The organism is Kitasatospora sp. GAS204B (assembly GCF_029892155.1).
Taxonomy (GTDB): Bacteria; Actinomycetota; Actinomycetes; order Streptomycetales; family Streptomycetaceae; genus Kitasatospora.
Genome location: NZ_JARZAG010000015.1, coordinates 184833 through 194871 on the forward strand (window position 1 = coordinate 184833; position 10039 = coordinate 194871).

A 10039-nucleotide genomic window follows, 5' to 3' on the forward strand; every position below is an offset into this window, starting at 1 on the left:
CCGGAGCGGACGACGACCGGCGACCGGCGACGGCCGGACCGTCACCCAGCTGCGGGTTCCCGACCAGACCAGCGAAATCACGTGTTTCGCCTCGCTGCTGGAACCCTACGACCTGACCGGGTCACCGTCACGGCAGACGCCCCGCACACCCAGCGCGCCCACGCGCGCTTCCTGGTGGAGGAGAAGAAGGCCCACTTCCTGCTGATGGTCAAGGCCAACCAGTGCGCCACAAAGCGCTCTGACGCATCCCCGACGCAGGCGGGACAGACTCGAAGGGAGGTCTGCTGGGTCCGAGGGCTTACCTGGAACCGAAAGGCGAAGGGGACCAGAGCATGCCAGGAACGGTGGCCGGGCCCAGGTGCCTGGGACGCGTGCCGGGGGACCCGCGCGGTATGGCGAAGGCTTGATTGCTTGAACCCCAATCTCCGGCGGCAGCAATTTGCTGCGACCGGAACGGCACCTGAAACCGGTGCCCGCCGTGGCCGGGGCGTCCTGCTTCGCCCCGACCACCCTTCGCGGCGGGAGCGATGCCCAGTGAGAGAGGACCGGCCGGAGGCATGCGGCTGCCGGGAACGCGCGCTCCTCACCCGCTACGCTGCCGTGTTGGGTTCAGCGTGGTGCGTTCACGGGCGCCGTAGGCGCGGGGTGGGGCAGTAGCGCGTGCCGCCTTCGACTGCAACGGTTGGCCCGGGGGCGATCTCGGTGAAGCCCGCGTCGCGCACCAGCGGCAGCCGTCCGTCGCTCAACTCGCTCCAGCGCGCCCGCTCCGCGGTGCGCACCGCCAGCGCGAAGCCGCTCTCCGCCCACTCCTTGCGCTGCGCCTCGTCCAGCCGCCACCAGGCGAGCTGGGCCGCGTGGCCGGTCTGCGCCATGGTCTTGCCGGCGCTCATCTCCAGCTCGGGGTTGAGCCAGAGCACCGGCAGGCCTTCGCCCGGGGCCGCGAGCACCACGTCCTGCGGGTCGCTCAGCTCGGTGCCGGAGACCTGCAGCTTGGCCAGCTCCTTGGGCCAACCGTCCAGCGGGACCGGCGGGAAGACCCGCACCTCGGCGTGCTCCCCGGTGACGGTGAGGCCGGGCAGCTCTCCCGTCTTGCGCCACTCGCCACCGCGCGCCCGCCGGACCACCTTGCGGATCCGGGCGTCCTCCCAGGCGTGCACCAGCTCCGCCCACTCGCCGTCGCCACTCGCCCTGGGGTCGGCGAGCAGGGTGAGCACCGCGCGGGCCGAGGTCTCCAACGCGTCGGTGCGGGCCGGCGGGTCGGCCTTCTCCAGGTGGACCACCAGCGGCAGCACGTACTGCGGCCTGGCGTCGCGGTCCACGGGGGCGGCGGCCGGGCTCGGGGCGTCGAAGGGCTCGGAAGGTGAGGTGGTCACCCCGACAGGCTACCCGCGCTGCTCAGCCGTCCCGTCGGCTACCTGCGGTAGCCGCGGCCCGGCTCGCGCTCCTCCGCCTCCTCGTACGGGAGGAACCAGCCCTCGGGGTGGGTGGCGGAGAGCAGCGTGTCCAGCCGCGCCGAACTGTCCTCCTCCGAGTCCGCTCCGGCCAGGTCGTACACCCCGAGCAGTTCGTCGGAGCAGCCTTCCCAGTCGTAGTCGTACAGGTCGGCGGGCAGGTCGCCCATCAGATCGGCCACCGCCTGGGGTTGCGAGCCCAGCAACGCGCGGGCGTCGGCCAGCGCCAGGCGCAGCGCCAGCTCCTCGCCCGGGCAGCGCGGCAGCGGCCACTCGCCGAGCCCGAGGTCCTCGGCCAGGTCGTCGAAGGCCCGGGCCATGGCGCGGCGCCAGGACCGGTGCATGCCCCAACTGGCCTGTGGCAGGCGGGCGAAGATGGCCCAGTCCTGGTCGTCCTCGTCGGCCACCGGCTCGTCGCCGTGCTCGTCCAGATCGTCATAGGCGGCGTCCGCCAGGGCCAGCAGTTGGGTGTGCAGCAGGCACGCGGTGCGTGGGGTGAGGGTCCAGTCGCCCGGCTCGCCGTCCTCGCCGTCCAGCGGGAAGAGTTCGGCGAAGTCCGGCGCGAAGTCCTCGGTGGCGCTGATCTCCAGGGTCCCGCCGATCGCCTCGATCCCGGGCACCGCGCCGATCAGCCGGTCCGGATGCAGCAGCGCGCCGAGCGCGGCGTGCGGGTCCTCGGAGACCTCGCGCAACAGCTCCATCCGCTGACTCGCGGGATCGATCCCGGTGAAGTCGAACTCCTCGACGGCCGCCACGGCCGCGGCCCGCAGTGCCGGCCAGTCCGTCACCCGGATCCCGAGCACCACGGTCGCCTCGACCTCCAGCGCCCCCGGATTGTCGGTCGCGCCCGGCCCCTGCGGATGATCACGTCGCTCGCCCATGCGCCTACGGTACGGCTTTTCGCTGCGGCACTCACCGGTGCGGTGGAGGTTTTCGGGCGCGGTTGCCGGACGTGGCTGGACCGGGCCCGCAGGATGGGGGGATGAGCAATCTCGATGAGTACGGTGGCGGGCCGGGGCCGGGTGCGGATGTGCTGGTGGTGACCACCAACGACGTGCCGGGGTACCGGGTGGAAAGGGTGATCGGGGAGGTGTTCGGACTCACAGTGCGAAGTCGGCATGTGGGGACGCAGATCGGCGCCTCGTTCAAGTCGATGCTCGGCGGCGAGCTGCGAGGGCTGACCAAGACGCTGGTGGAGAGCCGCAACCAGGCGATGGAGAGGCTGGTCGAACAGGCCAAGGCACGCGGCGGCAACGCCGTGCTGGCGATGCGCTTCGACGTGACCGAGGCGGCCGACCTCGGGACGGAGATCTGCGCGTACGGCACGGCGGTGGTGATCAACCCGGCCGGCTGACGGGAACATCCGGTGACGCCCGTGATGTTTCACGGACGTGACTGTTGAAGGCGCAACCGAAGTCGACGTGGTCGTGATCGGCGCGGGCCAGGCGGGCTTGTCCGCCGCCTACCACCTGCGCCGACGCGGCTTCGCCCCGTTCGACGGCTTCGTGGTGCTGGACGCCGACCAGGCACCCGGCGGAGCCTGGGCGCACCGCGCGCCCTCGCTGCGGATGGCCACCGTGCACGGCTTCCACGACCTCCCGGACTTCGAGCTGCCGCCGGCCGATCCGGGTGCCCCCGCGCGCGAGGTGGTGCCGGGGTACTTCGCTGCGTACGAGGCCCGCCACGCGCTGCCGGTGGTACGCCCCGTCAGGGTGAGCACGGTGCACAGCACGGGAGACCGCTTGCTGGTGGAATCCACCGCCGGGAGCTGGTCCGCCCGCGCACTGATCAACGCCACCGGCACCTGGACCCGCCCCTTCCTCCCCCACTACCCCGGCCACTTCGCCGGCCGCCAGCTGCACTACGCCGACTACCGGGGGCCTGCCTCGTTCGCGGGGCAGAAGGTGGCCGTGGTGGGCGGCGGCGCCTCGGCGATCCAACTGCTCGCCGAACTCGGCGAGGTCGCCGAGACGGTCTGGGTGACCCGCCGCGAACCGGCCTTCCGCGACGGCCCGTTCAGCCCGGAGGCAGGACGCGCGGCGGTCGCCCTGGTCGAGGAGCGCGTGCGCCAGGGGCTGCCGGTGCGCAGCGTGGTCAGCGTGACGGGGCTGGGCCCCTCGGTGGCACTGCAGCGGGCGCGCGAGTTGGGGGTGCTGCAGCGGCACCCGATGTTCGACCACCTGACCGAGCACGGGATCGCCTGGGGAACGGAGGAAGTCGAGGTGGACGCGATCATCTGGGCCACCGGCTTCCGCCCCGAGGTCAGCCACCTGACACCGCTGGGCCTTCGCGAACCGGGCGGCGGCATCCGCCTCGACGGCACGCAGGCGGTCGCCGACCCGCGCGTCCACCTGGTCGGCTACGGCCCGTCAGCGAGCACCATCGGCGCCAACCGGGCGGGGCGGGCGGCGGTCAACGGGATCGTGAAGCTGATCGGCACGCCCGTTCTTCAGCCCGGATAGGGCTGCTCCCGGCCCCGGCCGTCCAGGACTCTCCCGGACAACCCGGTACGTGCTCAGGCGTCGTAGTCCACCGTCACCTTGTCCGTCACCGGCCGCGCCTGACAGGTCAGCACATAGCCCGCCGCCAACTCCTTCTCGTCCAGGGCGAAGTTGCGGCGCATCTCCACCTCGCCCTCGGTGACCAACGCCCGGCAGGTGCCGCAGACGCCGCCCTTGCAGGCGAAGGGGAGGTCGGGGCGGGAGTGCTGGGCGCCGTCCAGCACGCTGCGGTCGCGCGGCAGGCGCAGGGTGCTGCGGCGGCCGTCGAGGACGACGGTGACCTCGCTGCGGCCCTCGGCGGACGGCTCGTCGTCCGCGCGCTCGGTGATCGGTTCGTCCTCGGCGTGGAAGAGTTCCTGGTGCACGGTCTGTGGCGGGACGCCCAGTGAGCCCAGCAGTTCGCGGGTCTCGGCGACCATGGCGAACGGGCCGCAGAGCCACCAGTGGCCGACGGCGGGGACGTCCACCAGGGCGGCCAGCAGGGACTTGACCCGGTCGGTGTCCAGGCGGCCGCTGAGCAGTTCGGCGTCCCTGGCCTCGCGGGAGAGGACGTGGAGCAGCTCGAAGCGGTCCAGGTAGCGGTCCTTGAGGTCGGCCAGCTCGTCGGCGAACATCACGGTGTCGCTGCGCCGGTTGCCGTAGAGCAGCGTGACGGTCGACGAAGGGTGGGCGGCCAGCACGGTGGCGGCGATCGAGACCATCGGGGTGATGCCGGAGCCGGCGGCGATCAGCACGTGACGGGCCGGGACGCTCAGGTCGGCGGTGAAGGCGCCGCTGGGCGGCAGCACCTCGACGGTGTCCCCGACGGCCGCGCGGCGCACCAGGTGCTCGGAGAAGAGCCCGCCGGGCACCTCGCGCACGGCGATCCGCAGCGGGCCGCCGGCCGGGGAGCAGATCGAGTACGAGCGCCGCTCATCGGCGCCGTCCGCAAGTTGACGTAGCGTCAGGGTCTGTCCTGCCCGGAAGGCGAAGTCGGCGGAGAGGCCGGAGGGCACCTCGAAGGTGACGGCCACCGCGTCGTCGCAGAGCCGGTCCAGCGCGGCGATCCGCAGGGGGTGGAACTGCGCGCGGCGGGTCGCCATCAGATCTCCTTCATGCGTTCGAACGGCTCTCGGCAGGCCCGGCAGCGCCAGAGCGCCTTGCAGGCGGTGGAGCCGAACCTGGACAGCTCCTCGGTGTCGGCCGAGCCGCACTGCGGGCAGTCGACGGCAAGCCTGGTCCGCCCCAGCTGGAGCAGCCCCGGGGACGACGGGCCCGGCGGGGCGATCCCGGCGGCGGCGAGCTTGGCCCGGCCGGCGGGGGTGATCAGGTCGGTGCTCCACGGCGGGTCGAGCCGCAGCCGCACCCGGACCTCGGTGAAACCGGCCGCGCGCAGCCGCAGTTCCACGTCGGCGGCCATCTCGGCGACGGCTGGGCAGCCGGAGTAGGTCGGGGTGAGCCAGGCGGTCACCGCGGCGCCGTCCTGCTCGACCTCCGACAGCACGCCGAGGTCCGCCAGCGTGAGCATGGGCAGCTCGGGGTCGGGCACGGCGCCCGCGATCTCGGCGGCGTGCCGGGCGGCCAGGGTGCTCACCATGTCGCCCCCGGGTGCTCGCGGGCCACGCTCTGCAGCTCGGCCAGCAGCGGCCCGAGCGCCTCGGTGTGCACGCCCTCGCGCCCGGCCTTGCCGCCGATCCGGGCCAGCGGCCCGGCGGTGGGCACCGTCAGTTCGGCCTCGGCGAGCACGGCGGCCAGCTCGGCCAGCACCGGCTCGCGCAGCTCGGCCGGGTCGAGCCCGAGCCGCAGTTCGGCCTCGTGGGCGGTGAACAGCTCGTCGAGCAGCGGCCAGACGGCATCGAGGCCGGCCTGCATCCGCGCTGCCGAGTACGCGGTGCCGTCGCCCAGCCGCACGGTCCAGGCGGCCGCGTACTCCTGGTGGTAGGCCAGCTCCTTGACCCCGCGGGCCGCGACGGCGGCCAGCACCGGGTCGGGCGAGGCGGCGGCCAGCCGCTGGTAGAGCGCGCGGCGGGCGGTGGCGAAGAGCAGCAGCCGGGCGATGGAGAACGCGAAGTCGCCGTTGTCCAGCTCGACCAGGCGCACGTTGCGGAACTCGTGCTCGGCCCGCCAGTACGCGAAGTCGTCCTCGGTGCGCCCCGTGCCGTCCGCCTGCCCGGCCCGGGAGAGCAGCAGGCGCGCCTGGCCGAGCAGGTCGAGGCCGAGGTTGGCCAGCGCCACCTCCTCCTCCAGCTCGGGCGCCTTGGTGCACCACTCGATCAGCCGCTGGGCGAGGATCAGCGCGTCGTCGCCGAGCAGCTGGCAGTAGAGCGAGAGGTCGGCTCCGTCGACGTCCGGCGGCACCGTGGTGTCGACGCCGAGCAGCGGGTCGGCGAAGCCGGTGCCGTACGCCCAGCGGGCCTCGGCCTCGTGGTCGCCCTCGGCAAGCGTCAGGTAGACGTGGTCATCGGTGGTCATCGGGTCCCCCGGATCAGATGTGCGGGACATCCTCGGGGATGTCGTAGAAGGTGGGGTGGCGGTAGACCTTGTCGCCGCTGGGCTCGAAGAACGGGTCGCGCTCGTCGGGCGTGGAGGCGGTGATCGCCGCCGAGCGGACCACCCAGAGGCTGACCCCCTCGTTGCGGCGGGTGTAGAGGTCGCGGGCGGCGAGCAGCGCCATCCGGTCGTCGGGGGCGTGCAGCGAACCCACGTGGACGTGGTTCAGGCCGCGCCGTGGCCGGACGAAGACCTCGTAGAGCGGCCAGGTGTGGTCAGACATGGGACTCCTCACGCTTCTTCGCATACGCCGCGGCCGCCTCGCGGACCCAGGCGCCCTCCTCGTGGGCGGCCCGGCGGCGGTCGATCCGCTGGGTGTTGCACGGGCCCTGGCCCTTGATCACCCGCATCAGCTCGGACCAGTCGGGCTCGCCGAAGTCCCAGCCGCCGCGCTGCTCGTTCCACCTCAGCTCGGGGTCGGGCAGGGTGATGCCGAGGTGCTCGGCCTGCGGCACCGTCATATCGACAAATCGCTGTCGCAGCTCGTCGTTGGTGTGGCGCTTGATCCGCCAGGCCATCGACTGCTCGGTGTTCGGCGACTCGGCGTCCGGCGGGCCGAACATCATCAGGGACGGCCACCACCAGCGGTCCACCGCGTCCTGGACCATCCGCCGCTGCCCCTCGGTGCCGCGCATCAGGGTCATCAGCAGCTCGTAGCCCTGGCGCTGGTGGAAGGACTCCTCCTTGCAGATCCGCACCATCGCCCGCGCGTACGGACCGTAGCTGCACCGGCAGAGCGGGACCTGGTTGCAGATCGCCGCGCCGTCCACCAGCCAGCCGATCACGCCGACGTCGGCGAAGTTCAGCGTCGGGTAGTTGAAGATCGAGGAGTACTTCTGCCGGCCGCTGATCAGCTTCTCGGTCAGCTCCGCGCGGTCCACCCCGAGGGTCTCGGCCGCCGCGTAGAGGTAGAGGCCGTGGCCTGCCTCGTCCTGGGCCTTGGCGAGCAGGATCGCCTTGCGCCGCAGCGAGGGCGCCCTGGTCAGCCAGTTGCCCTCGGGCTGCATGCCGATGATCTCGGAGTGCGCGTGCTGGGCGATCTGGCGGATCAGGGTGGCCCGGTACGCGTCCGGCATCCAGTCGCGCGGCTCGATCCGCTGCTCGGCGGCGACCACCGCCTCGAAGCGCTCGGCCAGCCCGGCGGGCACCCCGGGCTCGGCGGTGTCGGCCGCTTGCACTGCCACCATGACGATTCCTCCCGACTGACCGTTCGGTCGGTTCCATTGTGTAGCCATCGGCCTACCAATGACAAGGACCCCTCCGCTGACCGGCCGAAACGGCGCGGGCACGGCCGGGAGAACGCCGAGGGCGGGCCCGACCTGCGGGCCCGCCCTCGGCAGGACGCCGGCACGGTGCCGGCGCTACGCCGCGATGCCGGCACCACGCCGGCTCAGGACCGGCGCCGGGCCGGCCGCCGGCTCAGGGGCGCGGCCGCACCGCCTCGGGTGCCGCACCCGATCGCGGCCGCAGCCGGGGCATCGGCACCGCGAGCAGCCCGGCCAGCAGCGCGATCCGCGGCGCCAGCTGGTCCAGCTCGATGCGCTCGTCGCGCGCGTGCGGCCCGGCGCCGACCGCGCCCAGGCCGTCCAGCGTGGGCAGCCCGCGGGCGCCCGCCAGGTTGGTGTCCCCGGCCCCGCCGGCCGGGGCGCCGTCGACCTGCTGTCCGAGCGCGGCGGCCAGCGTGCGCACGTGATGCAGCAGCGCGTTGCCGCCGGAGCGTTCGGGCCAGGCCGGCCGGCTGGAGAGCACCTCGGTGGTGATCAGCGCACCCGGACGCAGCGCGGTCAGGTGGGCCAGGCTGTCCAGCGTGCTGCGCTGCGCCTCGGGGGTGGCGAAGCGCAGGCCCAGTTCGGCCTCGGCCTGCCCGGCGATCACGTTCGCCCTGGTGCCGCCACGGATCCGGCCGGTGTTCAGCTCGGTGCCCGGCTGGTGGCCCAACTGGTCGCGGATCTCGACGAGCTGGTCCACCAACTCGTCGACCGCCGAGGTGCCGTCCTCGGGATGGTTGCCCGCGTGCGCCTCGTGCCCGGTGACGGTGAGCTTGACCCGGCTGACCCCTCGGCGCGCGGTCTTCAGCCGGCCGTCCTCGTGCGGCGGTTCCAGGCCCAGGACGGCGGCGGCGCCGGGGAACTGGCGCTCCACCACGCGGCGGCCGTCCGGGCTGCCGACCTCCTCGTCCGAGGTCACCACCACCCGTACCGAGTGGTACGGGCGCAGGCCGAGATCGGCGAGGAGGGCGAAGGCGCCTTCGAGGAGGGCCAGTCCGCCCTTCATGTCGAGCACGCCAGGGCCGCTGAGCACACCGTCGTGCTCGGTCACCGGCCAGTCCGCCAGGATGCCGGCGGGCCAGACGGTGTCGTGATGGCCGACGAAGAGCAGGTGCGGGAGGTCCTCGTGCTGGCCGCGCCAGTGCAGCAGCAGGTGGTCGCCGGCCGCGCCCTTCTCCCGGCTCACCTCGGCGCCGGTGGCCCGGTAGCCGGCCGACAGCTCCTCGGCCAGCGCGTTGAGCCGCTCGGCGTCGCCGCTCGGCGACTCGATCCGGGCCAGGTCCGCGCAGCGGCGGCGGACGGCGACGGAGAGGGTACGGGCCCGGGCGGTGAGGGTGCCCGGGAGCGTGGGGAGCGTCTCGTCGTCGGCGGCCGGGTCGGCGACGGCCGACCGGGAGGTGGCCACCGTGGCCGTGGCGGCAGTGGTGGCTGTGGCGGCGGTGGCTGGGGACGTCGAGGTCGTGGTGGGCGTCGTGGTGGGCGTCGTGGTGTGCGGACTCATCGGACACCTCCGCGGCCGCGGCCCGTACTCAGCGCACCCGGCGTCACCGGGCGGCCGCCTCGGCCGGCCATCACGGCGCGGGCCCGACCGGCGGCCGGCGGACAGCAGACCGGGGCGGCCGCCGGGCAGCGGCCCGACGGCCGTGGACCGTCCGACGACTGTGGACTGTCCGACGTGCGCCGGCGACCGGCCGGCCGCCGGCTCGCCAGCCGTACGACGGCGGGTGGCCGAAGGGTCTGTGGTGCGATGGAACGACTGCTCGACATACGTCCTCCTCGCTCGATCCGGCGGTCCCGATGCGGCCGGGACCCCCGTGGGCAGCGGCCTCCGGGTTGCGGTGCGGGTGACACCGTGGCAGGGGAAGCCGAAGTGAGCCTAGAAGAACGCGTCGGTTTCCGGCGAGGTGGCCCATGCCGCGGACCGGACCGGGGGCGTGCGCGGGCTCGCCAGCGGTGCTGGCGGGGATGTCGGGGCGCGGCTGTTGGCACGTCGCGGCGCACGGACCCGGACCGGCCGGAGCGGACGCGGTCACCGGATCGCGCCCACTCCTCCACGATGGACCCGCCGCGACGCTTCAGCATGGCGAATCGCCAACGGCGCACCGATCCACGCCGGATGGGTGATGGGCGGGTCGGCTGCTGAGCGGTTCGCGCGTCAGGGGTGGTGGGGCGCCCCCGGGGGGGGGGGGGGCCCCCCCCGGGGGGGGCCGGGGGCGCCCCCCCCCCCGCGGGTTGAGCGCCCGCACCCCCCCCGGGGCCCCGGGCCCCCCCGGGGGGGGGCCCCGGGCGC

General features: G+C 73.9%; 10 protein-coding genes. 2 read left to right on the plus strand and 8 right to left on the minus strand.

The features are described 5' to 3' along the window. Positions 1-623 precede the first annotated feature (623 nt). Both P3T41_RS21645 and P3T41_RS21650 read right to left on the minus strand, forming a co-directional pair. Positions 624-1373 carry a peptidyl-tRNA hydrolase gene (locus P3T41_RS21645; RefSeq protein WP_280691634.1) on the minus strand — a complete coding sequence of 250 codons (750 nt, stop codon included), beginning with the start codon at positions 1371-1373 and terminating at the stop codon, positions 624-626. A gap of 38 nt (positions 1374-1411) precedes the next feature. Continuing rightward, positions 1412-2332 (minus strand): hypothetical protein, encoded by a 921-nt coding sequence (locus tag P3T41_RS21650; RefSeq protein WP_280691635.1) that lies wholly within the window; start codon positions 2330-2332, stop codon positions 1412-1414. Between the two features lie 101 nt (positions 2333-2433). Here P3T41_RS21650 and P3T41_RS21655 point away from each other — a divergent pair, with 101 nt between their 5' ends. Next, on the plus strand, positions 2434-2805 hold the full coding sequence (locus P3T41_RS21655) for a YbjQ family protein (protein WP_280691636.1): 372 nt from the start codon (positions 2434-2436) through the stop codon (positions 2803-2805). Positions 2806-2842: 37 nt separating this feature from the next. Beyond that, positions 2843-3913 (plus strand): FAD-dependent oxidoreductase, encoded by a 1071-nt coding sequence (locus tag P3T41_RS21660; protein WP_280691637.1) that lies wholly within the window; start codon positions 2843-2845, stop codon positions 3911-3913. Between the two features lie 53 nt (positions 3914-3966). Here P3T41_RS21660 and paaE read toward each other — a convergent pair whose 3' ends face one another. The 6 genes from paaE to P3T41_RS21690 all read right to left on the minus strand — a co-directional run bounded on the left by paaE (position 3967) and on the right by P3T41_RS21690 (position 9250). Next, a complete protein-coding gene (paaE, locus tag P3T41_RS21665) occupies positions 3967-5034 on the minus strand; it encodes a 1,2-phenylacetyl-CoA epoxidase subunit PaaE (RefSeq protein WP_280691638.1) in 1068 nt (355 codons plus the stop codon). Then, on the minus strand, positions 5034-5528 hold the full coding sequence (gene paaD / locus P3T41_RS21670) for a 1,2-phenylacetyl-CoA epoxidase subunit PaaD (RefSeq protein ID WP_280691639.1): 495 nt from the start codon (positions 5526-5528) through the stop codon (positions 5034-5036). Before paaD ends, paaE begins: the two co-directional genes overlap by 1 nt. Continuing rightward, positions 5522-6403, minus strand: a complete 882-nt coding sequence (paaC, locus tag P3T41_RS21675) for a 1,2-phenylacetyl-CoA epoxidase subunit PaaC (RefSeq protein ID WP_280691640.1) — start codon at positions 6401-6403, stop codon at positions 5522-5524. The genes paaD and paaC overlap by 7 nt, the downstream gene beginning before the upstream one ends. A gap of 13 nt (positions 6404-6416) precedes the next feature. Beyond that, positions 6417-6704, minus strand: coding sequence for a 1,2-phenylacetyl-CoA epoxidase subunit PaaB (gene paaB / locus P3T41_RS21680; protein ID WP_280691641.1), 288 nt, complete (start codon positions 6702-6704; stop codon positions 6417-6419). Next, positions 6697-7668: a 1,2-phenylacetyl-CoA epoxidase subunit PaaA gene (paaA, locus tag P3T41_RS21685; RefSeq protein ID WP_280691642.1), complete on the minus strand. Its 972-nt coding sequence runs from the start codon at positions 7666-7668 to the stop codon at positions 6697-6699. Before paaA ends, paaB begins: the two co-directional genes overlap by 8 nt. 232 nt (positions 7669-7900) lie before the next feature. Continuing rightward, a complete protein-coding gene (locus P3T41_RS21690; RefSeq protein ID WP_280691643.1) occupies positions 7901-9250 on the minus strand; it encodes a M20 family metallopeptidase in 1350 nt (449 codons plus the stop codon). Positions 9251-10039: the final 789 nt, after the last annotated feature.